At 61.8% G+C, this 16,749-nt stretch carries 17 protein-coding genes and 1 tRNA gene; 10 read left to right on the plus strand and 8 right to left on the minus strand.

All coding sequences use genetic code 11. The features are described 5' to 3' along the window. Positions 1-425: 425 nt before the first annotated feature. From AC54AG_RS15235 to AC54AG_RS15265, 7 genes are all read right to left on the minus strand, one after another. Positions 426-1,427 (minus strand): hypothetical protein, encoded by a 1,002-nt coding sequence (locus AC54AG_RS15235; RefSeq protein WP_496630815.1) that lies wholly within the window; start codon positions 1,425-1,427, stop codon positions 426-428. Beyond that, positions 1,424-2,296 carry an ABC transporter ATP-binding protein gene (locus AC54AG_RS15240; RefSeq protein ID WP_034756930.1) on the minus strand — a complete coding sequence of 291 codons (873 nt, stop codon included), beginning with the start codon at positions 2,294-2,296 and terminating at the stop codon, positions 1,424-1,426. The genes AC54AG_RS15235 and AC54AG_RS15240 overlap by 4 nt, the downstream gene beginning before the upstream one ends. Next, positions 2,293-2,673 (minus strand): GntR family transcriptional regulator, encoded by a 381-nt coding sequence (locus AC54AG_RS15245; protein WP_496630816.1) that lies wholly within the window; start codon positions 2,671-2,673, stop codon positions 2,293-2,295. Before AC54AG_RS15245 ends, AC54AG_RS15240 begins: the two co-directional genes overlap by 4 nt. 130 nt (positions 2,674-2,803) lie before the next feature. Continuing rightward, positions 2,804-3,520 (minus strand): DUF72 domain-containing protein, encoded by a 717-nt coding sequence (locus AC54AG_RS15250; protein WP_496630817.1) that lies wholly within the window; start codon positions 3,518-3,520, stop codon positions 2,804-2,806. A 69-nt stretch (positions 3,521-3,589) separates the two neighbouring features. Beyond that, positions 3,590-4,336 carry a UDP-2,3-diacylglucosamine diphosphatase gene (locus tag AC54AG_RS15255; protein ID WP_496630818.1) on the minus strand — a complete coding sequence of 249 codons (747 nt, stop codon included), beginning with the start codon at positions 4,334-4,336 and terminating at the stop codon, positions 3,590-3,592. Positions 4,337-4,422: 86 nt separating this feature from the next. Next, on the minus strand, positions 4,423-4,914 hold the full coding sequence (locus AC54AG_RS15260) for a peptidylprolyl isomerase (RefSeq protein ID WP_034756945.1): 492 nt from the start codon (positions 4,912-4,914) through the stop codon (positions 4,423-4,425). Between the two features lie 73 nt (positions 4,915-4,987). After that, positions 4,988-5,617 (minus strand): peptidylprolyl isomerase, encoded by a 630-nt coding sequence (locus AC54AG_RS15265; RefSeq protein WP_200968928.1) that lies wholly within the window; start codon positions 5,615-5,617, stop codon positions 4,988-4,990. Between the two features lie 278 nt (positions 5,618-5,895). On the opposite strand from AC54AG_RS15265, the gene cysS reads away from it, so the two are divergent. From cysS to AC54AG_RS15300, 7 genes are all read left to right on the plus strand, one after another. After that, a complete protein-coding gene (gene cysS / locus AC54AG_RS15270) occupies positions 5,896-7,293 on the plus strand; it encodes a cysteine--tRNA ligase (RefSeq protein ID WP_331777709.1) in 1,398 nt (465 codons plus the stop codon). Next, entirely contained in the window at positions 7,290-8,003 is a 714-nt protein-coding gene (locus AC54AG_RS15275; RefSeq protein ID WP_425324038.1) for a DNA-3-methyladenine glycosylase family protein, read from the plus strand. The genes cysS and AC54AG_RS15275 overlap by 4 nt, the downstream gene beginning before the upstream one ends. Before the next feature lie 54 nt (positions 8,004-8,057). Next, positions 8,058-9,032, plus strand: coding sequence for an acetyl-CoA carboxylase carboxyltransferase subunit alpha (locus AC54AG_RS15280; RefSeq protein ID WP_034756951.1), 975 nt, complete (start codon positions 8,058-8,060; stop codon positions 9,030-9,032). 129 nt (positions 9,033-9,161) lie between these two features. Next, positions 9,162-10,580 (plus strand): tRNA lysidine(34) synthetase TilS, encoded by a 1,419-nt coding sequence (tilS, locus tag AC54AG_RS15285; RefSeq protein ID WP_496630821.1) that lies wholly within the window; start codon positions 9,162-9,164, stop codon positions 10,578-10,580. A gap of 196 nt (positions 10,581-10,776) precedes the next feature. Beyond that, a complete protein-coding gene (locus AC54AG_RS15290) occupies positions 10,777-12,024 on the plus strand; it encodes an aspartate kinase (protein WP_035817435.1) in 1,248 nt (415 codons plus the stop codon). A 110-nt stretch (positions 12,025-12,134) separates the two neighbouring features. After that, positions 12,135-12,227, plus strand: a tRNA-Ser gene (locus AC54AG_RS15295). Between the two features lie 399 nt (positions 12,228-12,626). Beyond that, a complete protein-coding gene (locus tag AC54AG_RS15300) occupies positions 12,627-13,382 on the plus strand; it encodes a DUF2325 domain-containing protein (RefSeq protein ID WP_496630823.1) in 756 nt (251 codons plus the stop codon). Here AC54AG_RS15300 and AC54AG_RS15305 read toward each other — a convergent pair. Then, a complete protein-coding gene (locus AC54AG_RS15305; protein WP_496630825.1) occupies positions 13,375-14,391 on the minus strand; it encodes an alpha/beta fold hydrolase in 1,017 nt (338 codons plus the stop codon). The two genes, AC54AG_RS15300 and AC54AG_RS15305, sit on opposite strands and share 8 nt — an antisense overlap. A 174-nt stretch (positions 14,392-14,565) precedes the next feature. Between AC54AG_RS15305 and AC54AG_RS15310 the strand changes: the two genes are divergently transcribed. From AC54AG_RS15310 to dmeF, 3 genes are read left to right on the plus strand one after another with little or no spacing between them, the layout of a single operon-like run. After that, complete coding sequence (locus AC54AG_RS15310; protein WP_496630827.1) at positions 14,566-15,390, plus strand: TlpA family protein disulfide reductase; 825 nt, start codon at positions 14,566-14,568, stop codon at positions 15,388-15,390. Between the two features lie 58 nt (positions 15,391-15,448). Next, a complete protein-coding gene (locus AC54AG_RS15315; RefSeq protein ID WP_072454733.1) occupies positions 15,449-15,724 on the plus strand; it encodes a metal/formaldehyde-sensitive transcriptional repressor in 276 nt (91 codons plus the stop codon). Positions 15,725-15,734: 10 nt separating this feature from the next. Further along, positions 15,735-16,706, plus strand: a complete 972-nt coding sequence (dmeF, locus tag AC54AG_RS15320) for a CDF family Co(II)/Ni(II) efflux transporter DmeF (protein WP_496630828.1) — start codon at positions 15,735-15,737, stop codon at positions 16,704-16,706. The last annotated feature ends 43 nt before the right edge of the window (positions 16,707-16,749 follow it).

Genomic DNA, 16,749 nt, shown 5'->3' on the forward strand with positions numbered 1-16,749 from the left:
AGGATAGTTTCAATTTTGAAACTTCCAATTTCATTTTGATCACTTCCCACGGTCTTATTTTCTCTGGCGTCATGCGGCTAAATACTCACGAATTGTCACGAAGCAGGTGTTTTCGGCTGAGTCTGCTGTCGTGCCCGCGTATTTCTGCGCTTTTTATCCAAAAAACCGCCTTCCTATCGAATTGCTAGTTGTTGTTTTTTAACTGTCGATTATCAAATGTGATTGGTAATAAAATACGATAGAAATAATTATTTGTAATTTTTATATCGGATTAATGCTATCGAATGAATAGTCTTGATGTTGCGATAGGGAGTTTTCATAATAACTATCGCTAAGGTAGTTATTATTTTTTGGGGCTGAATGGAGTAGAAATGAAAAACGCCCCGGCGGGCGGGGCGTTTTGTGGGGGAGGTGATATGGCGCTGTCAGCCTTCCTCGCGCCAGCGGCGCAGGCGGATGGCGGTGTAAATCAGCGCCGCGCCTGCCGCCGCACCCAGCCAGACGGCTGGCAAGGCCAGGCTGGACCAGGAGTTGCTGAACACATCGATGCGCGTCATGTGCGATCCCCCTTCTTCCAGGGCATGCATTTGCGACAGCAGTTGCGGCTCGAACAGATACCAGCTGCCGGGGAGGGTGCCCAGCAGGGCGCGTCCGATGACATTCATCTGTATCCAGCTGACATTGCTTTCCGTCTGCGTCAGCTTGCCGGCCCACACTGTCAGGATGAGCAGCAGCAGCGGCACGCCGACGGCCCACAGGAAGACTTTCGATTTGGCCCAGCTCGAGACCATCAGCAGCCAGCCGACCGTCGGCAAGGCCCACAGGCAATACACGGGCAGCAAGCCGAACACGCGCAGCGGTCCCAGGTACAGGCCGGGGGTGGCGAGCAGTTCGGCAAACACGTGGATGCCGTTGGCTGCCAGCACGCCGCTGAGTATCAGGATCAGGGCCAGCGAAGTCAGGCTGGCGGCGGCGGCCACGATCAGCGGCGCGACCAGCAGGGCGATGGCTGCTTTCGACAGCACCGTCTGCGCATCCGAGATGGGCAGCGATTTCCAGAACAGCACGCTGCGGTCGCGGCGGTCGTCATGCAGGGCGCTCAGGCAATAGAAGAACACGAGGAAACCCAGCGCCAGGAACAGCGGCGCGGCCGCGTACGTGTAGTTGTTGGCGACGGCGTCGATGATTTCCGTGCGGCGCGGGCCGAAAGTGCGGGTATTGAAGACGGTGCTCCAAGACACTTCCTCGCCATTGACGATGAGCGCCGTGCGCATCTTGGTCTTGGCGATGGTGCCTATCGTCATCAAGGCGCCCAGCACAGTCATGACGATGCCGATCAGGGCGGGTGTCCATACCAGCATGCCCTTGTGTTCCCACAGTTCACGCCGGATCAGCCATTGCAGCTTGTTGGCAGGGGAAATACTCATTGGTACGATCCTTTCATGGTCGCGACAAACAGGTCAGCCAGGCTGGGCGTGCGTACTTCGCCCAGGGCGGCCAGCTGGGTGCGGGCGACGCCGTCGAACAGCATCACCGACTTGCCGAATACGCTGCGTTCGCTGATCGGCTGCAGGGCGCGCGCCGGATTGACGTGCTGCGGGCCCACCATCACCTCGATATAGCGCTCGCCCACTTCTTCCATGCTTGAGGCCAGCACGATCTTGCCGTCGCGAATGAACATCAGGTCGCTAAGGATGTGTTCCACTTCCTCGATCTGGTGTGTGGTGATGACGATGGTCTTGTTTTCATCGAAATAGTCTTCCAGCAAGTTCTGGTAGAACTGCTTGCGGTACAGAATGTCCAGGCCCAGGGTCGGCTCGTCGAGCACCAGCAGTTTGGCGTCGATGGCCATCACCAGCGCCAGGTGCAGCTGCACCACCATGCCTTTCGACATGGCCTTGACCTTCATCTTCGGCGACAGCTTGGTGTGGGCCAGGTAGCGCTCGGCCTTGCTGCGGTCGAAACGTGGATGCACGCCAGCAACGAAATCGATGGCGTCGGCCACGCGCAGCCAGCCCGGCAGGATGGCCACGTCGGCGATGAAGCACACGTCGTCCATCAGCGCATCGCGCTGCACACGGGGATCGCGCCCCAGCACCGACAAGTCGCCTTCGAAGCCCGTCAGGCCCAGGATGGCTTTCAGGGTGGTGGTCTTGCCGGAACCGTTCGGCCCGATCAAGCCGACGATGCGTCCCGGCGCGATATCGAAGCTGATGCCATCGATGGCCACCTGCTTGCCATATTGCTTGCGCAAGCCGCGCGCGCTGATGACGCTATCCTTGTTCAATGCATTCATGCGCTCTCTCCGTGTGCGCCGCTGTCGCGGCTCGCTTGCAGTAGTTGCTCGAGGTTCAGGCCCAGTTGCGTGATGCGTTCAAGCATCGCCGGCCATTCTTCGCGCATGAAGCGCTCGCGTTCACTGGCCAGCAATTTGTCGCGGGCGCCTTCCAAGACATACATACCGAGTCCTCTGCGTTTTTCCACCAGGGCATCGTCGACCAGTTCCTGGTAGGCGCGCGACACCGTGATGGGATTCAATTGATAGTCGGCCGCCACCTGGCGCACCGAAGGCAGGGCGTCGCCGGACTGCAGCACGCCATCGAGCATCATGCTCACCACCCTGGCCTTGAGCTGGCGGTAGATGGGGCTATTGTCGTTCCATTCCGCGCTCATGGAATGCGCTCCCATAAGGATGGTGCGGCGCGGCGCGTGAAAAATGCGGTAGGCATCGAAGCTCCGTGATGTATTGAGTTGGTGTTGTAGTTAACTATAACACTAAGACCCAAAAAAACAACACGTATTTTCAGGTCATCCGCGCCTGCAGATCCAGCGCATTGAACAGAGCGGCCCCGGCCGCCGTATTGTCGAAGATGCACCAGCTGTCCGTCTGCGCCGATGCGTGCAATTCGGCGGCCAGCGTCGCCAGGTAATCGGCAGGGTAGTCCGAATAATATATTCTCGGGCTGCCGTGCAGGCGCACGTAGGCCACGTTGGTCGTCGGTACGTGCGGGCCCGGCTGGCCGGCGGGCGGATCGGCGCGCACGCGCGTGATGCGCTGCATCGTCAACAGCTCGGTCGCGCCTTGCTCGAACCAGCTGGGGTGGCGCGCCTCGCACGCGAGCATGCCATCGAAGCGCTGGCGCAGCGCACTGAAAAATGCGGCGGCCACGTCCGCCTCGAAACGCAGGCTGGGCGGCAGCTGCACCAGTACGCAGCCCAGCTTGCTTCCCAATTCCCCCACTTCCGACGCAAAGCGATCGAGTTCGGTCGCGCCATCGCGCAAGCGCCGCTCGTGCGTGATGCTGCGCGGCAATTTCACGCTGAAGCGGAAATGGTCGGGCACGCTGTCGGCCCAGCGTGCGTAGGTGGCGGGCTGGTGCGGGCGGTAGAACGAGCTGTTGATTTCCACGCAGTTGAGCACTTGGGCATAGCGCTGCAGGTGGCTGCCATCGAGGGGAAAGTGGCTGGCGGCGGCGCTGGAAATGCTCCAGCCGGCCGTGCCGATGTAAACAGTATGCATGGCGCCATTACAGCAAGGCCAGGCGGGCGCGGCTATCGGACAAACGCCCGTGCCGCCGTCGGCGCAGAGCTAGTCGATGATGTTGCCGTTCAGGTCGTGGCGCGTGATGTTGCCGCGCGCATCGATGGCGATCCAGCCGCCGCGCGGCGGCGTGACATCGCATTCCCAGTCGGGCAAGACATAGCGCAGGGTATGGCCGACCTGGTGCAGTGCAGGGCGGTGCGTATGGCCATGGATCATGACGGTGCTCGCATGTTCGGCAAACACTTGCGCGACAGCATCGGGCGTGACATCCATGATGTCCATGGATTTTTCGCCATTGTGCTCGCGGCTGCTCTTGCGCAAACCGTCGATGATGGCCTTGCGCTGCGCCAGCGGCATGGACAGGAACTGTTTTTGCCAGGCGGGCTGGCGCACCATGGCGCGAAACTCCATGTATTGCACGTCTTTCGTGCATTCGGCGTCGCCGTGCAGCAGGACGATGCGCTGGCCGGCTATCGTGGCCACGTGCGGTTCGCTGAGCAGAGTGGTGCCGGCGGCAGCGGCAAAGCCGGAGCCGACCAGAAAGTCGCGGTTGCCGGCGATCCAGTAGACGTGCACGCCAGCATCGCTGACGGCGCGGATGGCGGCCGTCATGCGCGCATTGAACGGGTCTTCCAGGTCATCGTCGCCGGCCCAGTATTCAAACAGGTCGCCTAATAGATACAGCGCTTGCGCATATTGCGCATGGTGTTCCAGGAAAGAAAGAAACGCCGCGCTGGTGCGCGGGTGCGAGCTCTGCAGATGCAGGTCGGAAATAAAGAGTGCGGCAGGCATTGTCATCGTTCAACGCTCCCAAAAAGTGATGTGCATGGAGAGGCGAAAACGTTGCAATGCCTGTTATTCATGATGCTGAAGCCTGATTACGCGGCTTCTACCTTCTCGATGATCACGTCCGTCACTGGCACGTCGGCGAACATGCCGGCGCGCGAGGTTTTCACGGCGCGGATGGCGTCGACGACTTCCTTGCCTTCGGTGACTTTACCGAACACGGCGTAGCCCCAGCCGTCCTGGCCTGGATAGTCGAGGAAGCTGTTGTTCTTGATGTTGATGAAGAACTGGGCCGATGCCGAATGCGGATCCGACGTGCGGGCCATGGCCAGCGTGTAGGTATCGTTTTTCAGGCCGTTCTTGGCTTCGTTTTCCACGGTGGTGTCGGCTGGCTTTTGTTTCATGCCTGGCTCGAAACCGCCGCCTTGGATCATGAAGCCGTCGATGACGCGGTGGAAAATCGTGTTGTCGTAGTGACCGGCTTTCATGTAGGCCAGGAAGTTGGCAACCGTTTTCGGCGCTTTTTCGGCGTCCAGTTCAGCGGTGATCTTGCCCAGATTGGTGGTGATGATGACGGAGGTCATGATGATCCTTAATAAATTGGATGAATAATTGATTCAGCGGCGCCATGCAGGCCGGCGCCGCAAAAACGCTATTTTACAGTTTTGCTGGCGCGGATTTGAGTAAAGTCGCCGATTCGATCACCACGGGGGTGACCGGCACGTTCTGGTGCGGGCCCTTGTCGGCAACGGGCACGGCCTTGATCTTGTCGACCACGTCCATGCCGCTGACGACTTTGCCGAACACCGTGTAGCCGAAACCGTCGCGGCCAGGGTAGTCGAGCGCGCCATTGTCGTTGACGTTGATAAAGAATTGCGCGGTGGCCGAATGCGGGTCACCCGTGCGCGCCATGGCGATGCTGTAGGTGACGTTTTGCAAGCCGTTTTGCGCTTCATTCTTGATCGGCGCCTTGGTGGCTTTCTGTTTCATGTTCTTGTCGAAGCCGCCGCCCTGTATCATGAAGCCGTCGATGACGCGGTGAAACACCGTGCCCTTGTAGTAACCGCTTTTGACATACTGCAAGAAATTGGCCACGCTTTGCGGCGCTTTTTCCTGGTTCAGTTCCAGCACGATCTCGCCCATGCTGGTTTTCAGGGCCACATGGGGCGTGGGGTCGAGGGCCGTCGCCGGGGCGGCTGCCACGACGGCGCTGCCCAGGGTCAGGCCGGCAAACAGGGTGCAAAAACGGGCCAGGAAAGACAGGCGTTTCGATTTGGTTTCTTGCATGAAGGTGTCCTTGATCGTTATTTTTCTCTAAACTTGCTTTAATTGTAAAGAAATGAAAATTCGGTTGAACATCGTAAAAACCTGATTCATATCGGGCCAGTATGGTTTTTATCAATGTTATACTTGACCGCTAACGCCCTAATTCTAACAAACAAGAACAACAATACAGCGGGTCGTCCCGTCTCGGCGCACACGGCAGTTCTGTGGCGCGGCACCCCCGGTGTCCGCGCCTGTCTGTCGTTTTGCCAGGCTGGCGGCCGCTCCACTTGCAAAGTACGATGAGCAATCTAAAGATTTACAACACCCTGGCGCGCGAGAAGCAGGTATTCGTCCCGATGGAAGCGGGCAAGGTACGCATGTACGTGTGCGGCATGACCATCTACGATTATTGCCATATCGGCCATGCGCGCATGATGATGGCGTTCGACGTCATCTACCGCTGGCTGAAAGCCTCCGGTTTCGACGTCACCTATGTGCGCAACATTACGGACATCGACGACAAGATCATCCGCCGCGCCGTGGAAAACGGCGAGACGATTTCCCAGCTGACGACGCGTTTCACCCGCTACATGGATGAAGACACGGCCGCGCTGGGCATTTTGACACCCGACCACACGCCGCGCGCCACTGAATACGTGCCGCAGATGCTGCGCCTGATCGAGCAGCTGGAAGCGAAGGACCTCGCTTACCAGGGCGCGGACGGCGATGTGAATTATGCCGTGCGCAATTTCCCCCATTACGGCAAGCTGTCGGGCAAGTCGCTCGACGACCTGCGCGCGGGCGAACGTGTCGACGTGAACACGGGCAAGCGCGATCCGCTCGATTTCGTGCTGTGGAAGTCGTCGAAAGAGTCCGAGCCGGAAGAAGTCAAATGGGATTCGAAATGGGGCAAGGGCCGCCCGGGCTGGCATATCGAGTGCTCGGCCATGTCCTGCGCCTTGCTTGGCGAACAGTTCGACATCCATGGTGGCGGCGCGGACTTGCAATTCCCGCACCACGAAAACGAGATCGCCCAATCCGAAGGCGCGTTCGGCCATACCAGTGTCAATTACTGGATACATAACGGCTTCGTGCGCCTGGACAATGAAAAGATGTCCAAGTCGCTCGGCAATTTCTTTACCATCCGCGAAGTGCTGCAAAAGTTCGATGCCGAAGTGATCCGCTTCTTCATCCTGCGCGCGCACTACCGCAGCCCCCTGAATTACTCGGATGTGCACCTCGATGACGCGCGCCTGTCCCTGACCCGCTTGTACACGGCGCTGGCCGACGTGGCGCTGGAAGAGGGCGCCATCGACTGGAACGAGGCGCACGCCGTGCGCGTGCGCGAAGCGATGGACGACGATTTCAATACGCCGCTGGCCGTGGCCGCCCTGTTTGACCTGGCAACGGAAGTGAACAAGAGCAAGTCGCCGGCCCTGGCGCGCCAATTGAAGGGCCTGGCGGGCGTATTCGGCTTGCTCGAACGCACGCCGCAGCAATTCCTGCAAGCGACCGTCGGCGCCGCCGCCGGTGGCCAGGACGAAGCGGCCGGCATCGAAACGGCCATCGCGGCGCGCAGCGCGGCGAAAAAGGCGCGCGACTTTGCCCAGTCCGACAAGATCCGCGCCGACTTGCTGGCTGCAGGCATCATTCTTGAAGACAAGCCTGACGGCTCGACCAACTGGCGCCGCGCATGATGCCAACGTCCAGGGAAAACGGGGAAGCGCCGGTGGAAGCGCAGGTGATCCAGGTGCCGCATTACTGGGAAGAGGCGAAGATCGAGCTGATGAAGCGCGACCGCATCATGAAAAAACTCATCCCGCAATTTGGCGACCTGCACCTGGTCGGCCATAGCGACCCGTTTACCACCCTGGCCCGTTCGCTGGTGGGACAGCAGATCACGCCCAAGGCGGCCGATGCTGCCTGGAAAAAGCTGCTGCTCGCTTGCCCGAAATGCACGCCGTCGCAAGTATTGAAAGCAGGCGCCGAGCAGCTGTCCGCCTGCGGCTTGTCCAAACGCAAGACCGAATACATCCTCGACCTGGCCGACCATTTCAAGGCCAAGCGCGTGCACGCGAGCCAGTGGGACCAGATGGATGACGAAGCCGTCATCGCCGAACTGGTGCAAATCCGCGGCATCGGCCGCTGGACAGCCGAGATGTTTCTGATATTTAATCTGCTCCGGCCGAATGTCTTGCCGCTCGACGACCCCGGTTTGATCCAGGGAATCAGCGTCAATTATTTCTCCGGCGAACCAGTTTCCCGCAGCGATGCGCGCGAAGTTTCCGCCAATTGGGAACCGTGGCGCACCGTGGCGACGTGGTATTTGTGGCGCAGTCTCGACCCTGCAGCCGCCCCTGCCGCACCCGATGCAGCCCCCGGTGCACCAGCCGGTACGGTAAAATAAACATAGATGACGCCGCGCGCCCTGGCGCCGTGGCCGGTAAAACCTGGAGGTACAATGACTAAAACGACTTTCCTCAATTTTGAACAGCCGATCGCGGAACTCGATTCCAAGATCGAAGAGTTGCGCTTCGTGCAAGACGATTCGGCCGTCGATATCTCCGAAGAGATCGACCGCCTGGCCAAGAAGAGCCAGCAGCTGACCAAAGATATCTACGCCAAGCTGACCCCTTGGCAAGTGGCGCAGATCGCGCGCCACCCGCAGCGCCCCTACACCATGGATTACGTGAATGAAATCTTTACCGATTTCCACGAATTGCATGGCGACCGCAGCTACGCGGACGATCTGTCCGTCGTGGGTGGCCTGGCCCGCTTCAACGGCCAGCCGTGCATGGTCATCGGCCACCAGAAGGGCCGCGACACGAAAGAGCGCGCCATGCGCAATTTCGGCATGCCGAAACCGGAAGGCTACCGCAAGGCCATGCGCCTGATGAAAGTGGCTGAAAAGTTCAACTTGCCCATCTTCACCTTCGTCGACACGCCAGGCGCCTTCCCCGGCATCGACGCGGAAGAGCGCGGCCAGTCGGAAGCCATCGGCCACAACCTGTACGTGATGGCCGAACTGAAAGTGCCGCTGATCGCCACCATCATCGGTGAAGGCGGTTCCGGCGGCGCGCTGGCCATTGCCGTGGGCGACGCCGTGCTGATGCTGCAATACTCGACCTATGCCGTGATCTCGCCGGAAGGCTGCGCCTCGATCCTGTGGAAGAGCGCCGAGCGCGCCTCCGACGCGGCCGAAGCGCTGGGCCTGACCGCCCACCGCCTGAAAGCCATGGGCCTGATCGACAAGATCATCAACGAACCGCTGGGCGGCGCCCACCGCGATCCGAAACAGATGGCCACCTTGCTCAAGCGCGCACTGGCCGACACCCTGCGCCAGTTCCACGGCATGAAAACCAAGGACCTGCTGGCCGCGCGCCATGAAAAATTGCTGAGCTACGGCAAGTTCAAGGAAACGACGCCGAGCGAGTAAGGCTGGGGTCAGACCCGTCGGGTCTGACCCCAAATGTAAGCCAACATAGCATTCAAACACCAGGGACAGCCAGCTAAACGAACCCATCCGTTTAGCAGCCTGTCCCTCTTTGCATTCCCGGAGTCCTGATTGAAAAAGCAACAAACCGCCACCATCGCCGATATCTTTGCCCATGCGCTGGACGCCTGCGGACCCCAAGCCGGCGAGACGGTCGCCATCGCCCTCAGCGGCGGCCTCGATTCCTCGGCCCTGCTGCACCTGGCCCATGCCTGGGCGCAAGAGCACGGCGTTGCTTTGCGCGCCTTTCACGTGCACCACGGCCTGAGCCCGAACGCGGACGCGTGGCTGGTCCACTGCGAACAATTGTGCGCCGGCATGGGCATCGCTTTCGAGGCGCGCAAGGTCACCTTGGAAAAAAATGCGAAGACGGGCACGGAAGAAGCGGCCCGCAAGCGCCGTTACGCGGCCCTGGGCGAGCTGTGCGCCGCGCACGGCGTGCGCCTGCTGCTGACTGCCCACCACCAGGATGACCAGGCCGAGACGGTGCTGCTGCAATTGCTGCGCGGCTCAGGCACGGCGGGCTTGTCCGGCATGGATGGCGCCAACAGCGCGCCCGAGCTGCTGGGCAACCCGGACCTCGTGATGGCGCGCCCCCTGCTGCCCGTGTCGCGCAAACAGCTCGAAGCGTATGTGGAAAAACATGCGATCGCGCATATCCACGATGAATCGAACGACGACCCCCGCTTTGCCCGCAATGCCCTGCGGCACCAGGTGATGCCCGTGCTGGCGCAGGCCTTTCCCGGCTTCCAGGAACGCTTCGCCCGCAGCGCGCAGCACGCGCAATCGGCGCAGCGCCTGCTGACGGAACTGGCGACGCAGGATCTGGCGGCGTGCCTCGATGGCGATTGCATCGAGCTGGCGAAATTGCGCGAGTTGAGCGCGGACCGCTGCTACAACCTGCTGCGCCACTGGTTCGGCACGCGCGGCTTGCGCATGCCGTCGACGGCGTGGCTGGCGGAAATGCTGGCGCAATTGCTGGAAGCGCGGCCCGATGCGCAATTGCTGGTCACGCATCCAGAATGCCACGTGCGGCGCCACCGCGACCGGCTGTACCTGACGCCGAAGCTCGATGACCTGGCCGGCATGCGCGACAAGAGCGATGCGGGCATTCCCGGTCTGGAAAAAGCCAGCCAGGAATTTGTGTGGAAAGGCGAGGCCAGCCTGGCCTTTCCCGCGTATGGCGGCGTGCTGCATTTCGATGCGGTGGAAGAGGGCGGCCAGGGTATCGATATTGCCTGGCTGCAGTCTCAAACCTTGGCCATCGATTTCCGCCAGGGCGGCGAGCGCCTGAAACTGGCCTTGAACCGACCCACGAAGAGCTTGAAATACCATTACCAGGCGTTTGACGTGCCCGCCTGGGAGCGCGAACGCTTGCCGCTTGTCTGTGCGGCGCAACAATTGCTGTTCGCGGCCGGTATTGGCCTCGATTGCCATTGCTTGAGTCTGCTGGATCGTCCCCGCGTCACCTTGCGCTGGGTCTCCTGCTGAGCGCAGGGGCAGCCGCCACGGCCATTCCCGGGGTGGCCGCCAAGCGGCTCCCCAAGCCGGCTGGACTGCATGGATTGGTTATTTCCATATGCGCAATCGGTATGAGCTAATGCGCTTTTTAGCTTGTTATTTTGCATTGCGGCATGTAGAGTAAAGCCCTCCTTTTTTATTCTTCTTGAGCGGAAACTTCACTCTTATGGCTTTAATCGTCCACAAATATGGCGGTACGTCGATGGGCTCGACTGACCGTATCAAGAATGTCGCCAAGCGCGTTGCCAAGTGGCACGACGCTGGGCATCAAATCGTGGTGGTGCCATCCGCCATGTCGGGCGAAACCAACCGCCTGATTGGACTGGCCAAGGAAATCATGGATCAACCCGATCCCCGTGAACTTGACATGATCGCCTCGACAGGCGAACAAGTGTCCGTCGGCCTATTGTCGATGGCACTGCTGGCGATCGGCAAACAAGCCGTATCCTATGCTGGCTGGCAAGTCGCGATCAAGACCGATTCCGCCTTTACCAAGGCACGCATCCAGTCGATCGATGACGAAAAAGTCAAACGCGACCTCGATGCGGGCAAGATTGTCATCATTACCGGTTTCCAGGGCGTCGACGAACACGACAACATAGCGACCCTGGGCCGCGGCGGTTCGGACACCTCGGCCGTGGCGATCGCCGCCGCCATGAAGGCGGCCGAATGCCTGATCTTCACGGACGTCGACGGCGTCTACACGACCGACCCGCGCGTGGTCTCCGAGGCGCGCCGCCTGAAGACCATCACCTTTGAAGAAATGCTGGAACTGGCTTCGCTGGGCTCCAAAGTGCTGCAAACGCGTTCGGTGGAATTCGCCGGCAACTACCGCGTGCCCACGCGCGTGCTGTCGTCGCTGACCGACCCGATGTTGCCGCTGGAAATAGAAGCCAATTCAGGCACCCTGATTTCGTTTGAGGAAGATACAAACATGGAACAAGCAGTCATCTCCGGCATCGCCTTCAACCGCGATGAAGCCAAAATCACCGTGCTCGGCGTGCCCGACCGTCCAGGCGTGGCCTACCACATCCTGGGACCGGTGGCGGACGCGAACATCGAAGTCGACATGATCATACAGAATCAGTCGGTCGACGGTAAAACGGACTTCACCTTCACCGTCTCGCGCGGTGAATATACGCGCGCGCTGGCCGTGCTGGAAGCGAACCGCGAATCGCTGGGCGCGGCCAGCATCACGGGCGACGCGAAAGTGTCGAAACTGTCCGTCGTCGGCGTGGGCATGCGCAGCCACGTTGGCGTAGCCTCGCAAATGTTCCGCACCCTGTCGGAAGAGGGCATCAACATCATGATGATCTCCACTTCCGAGATCAAGATCTCCGTGCTGATCGACGAAAAGTACATGGAACTGGCCGTGCGCGCGCTGCATAAAGCGTTCGAGCTGGAAAAAGCTTAAATATCCAAAAATATTGCCCCACGCCCTTGACCAAAGGGGGGGCAATCGATATTATGACGTTCGTCGCTGCAGCGCAGTTAGCTACAGAGACATAGTTGAGTAATCAGCTAGGAGACGTGGCCGAGTGGCCGAAGGCACATCCCTGCTAAGGATGCATACGGCTTATACCTGTATCGTGGGTTCGAATCCCACCGTCTCCGCCAGAATCAAATAAAAAAGCCTCCCCTGCGGGAGGCTTTTTTATTTGTCTGGACGGAACGGTGGGATTCGAAGACGGAGCGCCCTAGGGGGCGCGAGGCTATTCGAATCGCCATTCTGCCGCGCCCTGCGCGGCCCCGCTGGCCGCGCAGCGGCCAGCGCCGTCCCCTCATCTCAGGCACTAGCAGCCAGCTCTCCCACCGGCGCCATGCCCCACACCAGCATCCATGCCGACATGGAGTGGTGAACGTACGGTGGCTCAATGAATTTTTGCAAGATTACATCTTATAAAAAGTGATCGAACAAGCGCGACTCAATGAATCGTTTGCCAGAAAGAATGCGCACAATCGCTGGCCGGCAGCCCCACATACCCCTACGGCGCACGCGCGCATACACAAATAATAATGATTCTCATTTATAATTCGGGTCAATGGGGTAGCATGGGCTGGCGCCATGGCGCCACGGGCGGTGAAGGAGGCATGATGGGCAGTGTGTATGGCAACGAGGATGTGATCGCGCACGAGCATCGCGTGCTGATGGGAGAGTATGGCCGCGCGCAGGCGCGCTGCAGTGCGCAGCTGGCCGCGCAGGCGGCCCGCATCGCGCAGCTGGAATCGGAATTGATGCGCTCGCGGGCGCAGGTCGTGATCCGCGATACCAAACTGGCGCTGGCGCGCGACGAACTGGCCGAACTGGCGGCCAGCGCGCCCGGCTTGCCGACGCGTGCCAGGCTGGCGCGCAAGGTCGAATGGCTCGGTGAGCGCGTGCAGGACCTGATGCGCGAGTTGCTGCGCCAGCAGTGGTTGCCCATGCCAGCCATGCAGGCCGACGTGCGCGAAAAAGCCGTGCTGTATGTGGGCAGCTATCTGGACCCGAATGCGGGCCAGCAGGCCGCCGGCGCCAACGTGGCGCAGCAGGCCATCGAGCAGGCCGGCGGGCGCTTCCTGCACCATGCGGGCGGCGACGACGGCGCTGATGACGTGGCCGCCCTGGAAGCGGGCCTGGTCGCGGCCGATCTGGTGATTTGCCAGACGGGCTGCGTCAGCCACGACGCCTACTGGCGCGTGCACGACCACTGCAAGCGCACGGGCAAGCGGTGCGTGCTGGTGGACCAGCCGCAAGCCATGCATTTCGTGCGCAAGGAAGTGCTGCTTACCTGACGCCTGTTTCTTCCTGGCCGAGTCCGATGCCGGCGTCGTATCCGACCCGCGCCGTTTCGCGCAGCAGGGTGGGCTGCGACAGGTGCTGGATCATGTGGCCGGCGCCGGGCAGCAAGGTCAGTTCGCTGTTGTCCAGCGCATCGTGCAGGCGCGCGGAATGGTAGCTGGCGCTGACGATCGCATCCTCGCGCCCTGCCACGATGGACACGGGCATGCGCAGTTCCGGGTAGTGTTTGCGCAGCACCGCCGCGCTCGGGATCATCATGGCCGTTTCTTCCGCCTCGGCGCGCAACTGGCGGGGCCGCAGCATCATCCACGGCGACAGGTGCTTGAAGCTGTCCGGCACCGCCGAGGGCGCGAACGCGCGTTTGACCAGCAGGGGCCACATCAGGCGCCCCAGCAGGGGCGACACGGTATGGCTGAGCACATCGCCGATGACGGGGATGGCCGGCGTTGCCGTGAGTACATCGAAGCGCACGCTGGGATAGTAGTAGCCGGAAGCGAGCACCAGGGCTTGCACCAGCTGCGGCTGCTGCACGGCCATCGAGATCGCCACCAGGGTGCCCCACGAGTGCGCCAGCACCACGGCGCGGTGTACGCCCAGCTGATCGAGCGCGGCCGCCAGCAGCGCAGCCTGAGCGGCCGGCGTCCACAGCGTGCCGCGCGGCCGGCTGCTGTAGCCGAAGCCGGGCCGGTCGAAGGCGATCACGCGGTGCGTGCGCGCCAGCTGATCGAACAGGCCCGCATGGCGAAAATCCTCGGCGATCACGCCGTTTCCATGCAACAGCACGATGACGGGACCTTCACCCTGGCTCAGGTAGTGCAGGCGCGTGCCGTGCACATCGAGAAATTGGCCGGCAGGCGGATGCGCGCGCTCCGCCTGCCGGCTGCGGCTGCGGACAAACAGCCACGCCGCGCCCAGGGCCAGCGCGCCCAGGACCCAGCCAGTATTTGCCTGTGCCGGCACCGGCGCGCCCTTCGCCATCACCTTGTTGATGTCTTTATTCATCTCTTGCTCCCGTGCGAGTATGCCAGGCATCCATGATGCCCATGGCAGGCCGCCGGCACGATAGGCGCGCTGCGGTGCCTGGCGTAGGAAAAACACCCGCTCGTCCTGATCCCTTGGCGCTGTCCGGCGGGGCTTGAGGCACAATGGGCGCCTTGACTGTTGATGAAAGCGCCCATGCTGTCCCTGCAAATCGGTCCCCTGGCCCTGCCCACGGGCCTCGTCCTGCTGTTCGTTTCCCTGTGCGTCGCCTACGGCGTGGCGTGGTGGCTGCGCAGATCCCGCCAGTTGCCGGACGCCGGCCCCCTCGTTTCCGACATGCTGATCGCCGGCCTGCTGGCGGCGCGGCTGGCATTCGTCTTGCGCTGGCACGAACAGTACCTGGCCGCTCCCTGGTCCATCATCAATATCCGCGATGGCGGCTTCCTCGCACCGGCCGGTATCGCGGCGGCGCTGGCCATCGCCGCGTGGCGCTGCCGGCGTCCCGCCATGGCGGCCATGCGCCGTCCGCTGGCCATCAGCGTGGCGGCCGGCGCAATGGCCTGGGGCGTGTTGAACGCGGGGATCTCGCTGGCCTACGACAAGCCGGCGGCCTTGCCGGCCGTGGCCCTGCATGCGCTCGACGGTGCGCCAACGACCCTGGCGGCGCTGGCCGGCGGCAAGCCGCTGGTGGTGAACCTGTGGGCCAGCTGGTGTCCGTCATGCCGGCGCGAGATGCCCGTGCTGGCCGCCGCGCAGCAGGCGCGTGCCGATATCGTGTTTGTGTATGCGAACCAGCGCGAGGATGCGGCGGCGGCTGGTGCTTTCCTGGACAGGAGCGGCGTGACCCTGCGCAATGTGGTGCTCGACAGCGGGGCGGCGCTGGGCAAGGCGGCCGGTTCCTCGGCCCTGCCCACCACCCTGTTCTACGACGCGCAGGGGCGCCTGGTCGACACGCACTTGGGCGAACTGTCCGATGCCTCGCTGGCCAGCAAGCTGCAAAAGATCGCGCCGGCGCCTTGAGGCGGCCGTGGCCGTTTCTGATAGTATACCCCCCTATAGTATTGATCGAGGTGAAATCATGGGACACACGACGCACAACAAGACCAAGCTGCTCAATCGCGTAAAGCGTATCCGGGGGCAGGTGGAAGGCCTGGAGCGGGGCCTGGAAGAGGGGCGCGACTGCGGCGAAGTGCTGCAGCTGATCGCCGCCGTGCGCGGCGCCGTCAATGGTTTGATGGCCGAAGTCATCGAAGAACACTTGCGCGAGCACGTGGCCAGTCCCGATATCTCCGGCGAGGAGCGGGCCAGGGGCGCCGACGACATCGCGGGCATCCTGCGCACCTACCTCAAATAAGGAGAACGTCATGAAAACGCAATCCCTCGGCGAAGACCTCTCCGCCTGGCAGCACGAACACGTTTTTGACAGCAGCAATGGCAAGGCCGAACGCCGTGCGCGCATCGTCATGTGGATCACCCTGGCCACGATGGTGCTGGAAATCGTCGCCGGCTGGTGGTACAACTCCATGGCCCTGCTGGCCGATGGCTGGCATATGAGTTCGCACGCGCTGGCCATCGGCCTGGCCGCGTTTGCGTATGCGGCCGCGCGCCGCTATGCGCGCGACCCCCGCTTTGCCTTCGGCACGTGGAAGATCGAAGTGCTGGCCGGCTACACGAGCGCCATCCTGCTGCTGGGCGTGGCCGTGCTGATGGTCGTCGCCTCGCTCGAGCGCCTGTTCTCGCCGCAGCCCATTCACTATCCGCAGGCGATGGCGGTGGCGGCCATCGGCCTGGCGGTCAACCTCGTGTGCGCGCTGATCCTCGGCGGGCACCATGACCACCACCATGGCCATGGGCATGATCATCACGATCATCACGGCCACCACGATCACCATGGCCATGGCGAAGACCTGAACATGAAAGCCGCGTACATCCACGTGCTGGCGGACGCCGCCACGTCCGTGCTGGCCATCGTCGCGCTGGCCGGCGCTTGGGCTTACGGCTGGCAGTGGCTCGATCCCGTGATGGGTATCGCGGGCGCCGTGCTGGTGGCCCTGTGGGCGAAAAAGCTGATGCAGGAGACGGGCAAGGTCTTGCTGGACCGCGAGATGGACCACCCCGTCGTGGCTGAAATCCGCGAGGCCGTGGAAGTGGAAAGCGCCGGCGATACGCCGCGCATCGTCGACCTGCACGTGTGGCGGGTCGGCAAGCAGCTGTATTCGTGCGCCTTGTCCGTCGTCAGCCGCGATGCCGCATTGACGGCCGCCGAGCTGCGCGCGCGCATCGGCATCCACGAGGAAATCGTCCACAGCACCATCGAGATTATTCGCCGGCCTTGACAATGATGGTGAAACAAGCCCGCTGATGCGGGGCGTAGGCAGT

This window comes from Janthinobacterium sp. BCJ23 (genome assembly GCF_059617945.1).

What these genes read in the sequence shown, in the direction of transcription:
- AC54AG_RS15250 (WP_496630817.1), bottom strand. Translation starts at nt 3,520, where the DNA reads ATGCATACTGTTTACATCGGCACGGCCGGCTGGAGCATTTCCAGCGCC.
- AC54AG_RS15290 (WP_035817435.1), top strand. Translation starts at nt 10,777, where the DNA reads ATGGCTTTAATCGTCCACAAATATGGCGGTACGTCGATGGGCTCGACT.
- AC54AG_RS15265 (WP_200968928.1), bottom strand. Translation starts at nt 5,617, where the DNA reads ATGCAAGAAACCAAATCGAAACGCCTGTCTTTCCTGGCCCGTTTTTGC.
- dmeF (WP_496630828.1), top strand. Translation starts at nt 15,735, where the DNA reads ATGAAAACGCAATCCCTCGGCGAAGACCTCTCCGCCTGGCAGCACGAA.
- AC54AG_RS15280 (WP_034756951.1), top strand. Translation starts at nt 8,058, where the DNA reads ATGACTAAAACGACTTTCCTCAATTTTGAACAGCCGATCGCGGAACTC.
- AC54AG_RS15275 (WP_425324038.1), top strand. Translation starts at nt 7,290, where the DNA reads ATGATGCCAACGTCCAGGGAAAACGGGGAAGCGCCGGTGGAAGCGCAG.
- AC54AG_RS15255 (WP_496630818.1), bottom strand. Translation starts at nt 4,336, where the DNA reads ATGCCTGCCGCACTCTTTATTTCCGACCTGCATCTGCAGAGCTCGCAC.
- AC54AG_RS15245 (WP_496630816.1), bottom strand. Translation starts at nt 2,673, where the DNA reads ATGAGCGCGGAATGGAACGACAATAGCCCCATCTACCGCCAGCTCAAG.
- AC54AG_RS15235 (WP_496630815.1), bottom strand. Translation starts at nt 1,427, where the DNA reads ATGAGTATTTCCCCTGCCAACAAGCTGCAATGGCTGATCCGGCGTGAA.
- AC54AG_RS15300 (WP_496630823.1), top strand. Translation starts at nt 12,627, where the DNA reads ATGATTCTCATTTATAATTCGGGTCAATGGGGTAGCATGGGCTGGCGC.
- AC54AG_RS15310 (WP_496630827.1), top strand. Translation starts at nt 14,566, where the DNA reads ATGCTGTCCCTGCAAATCGGTCCCCTGGCCCTGCCCACGGGCCTCGTC.
- AC54AG_RS15315 (WP_072454733.1), top strand. Translation starts at nt 15,449, where the DNA reads ATGGGACACACGACGCACAACAAGACCAAGCTGCTCAATCGCGTAAAG.
- AC54AG_RS15240 (WP_034756930.1), bottom strand. Translation starts at nt 2,296, where the DNA reads ATGAATGCATTGAACAAGGATAGCGTCATCAGCGCGCGCGGCTTGCGC.
- AC54AG_RS15260 (WP_034756945.1), bottom strand. Translation starts at nt 4,914, where the DNA reads ATGACCTCCGTCATCATCACCACCAATCTGGGCAAGATCACCGCTGAA.
- AC54AG_RS15305 (WP_496630825.1), bottom strand. Translation starts at nt 14,391, where the DNA reads ATGAATAAAGACATCAACAAGGTGATGGCGAAGGGCGCGCCGGTGCCG.
- cysS (WP_331777709.1), top strand. Translation starts at nt 5,896, where the DNA reads ATGAGCAATCTAAAGATTTACAACACCCTGGCGCGCGAGAAGCAGGTA.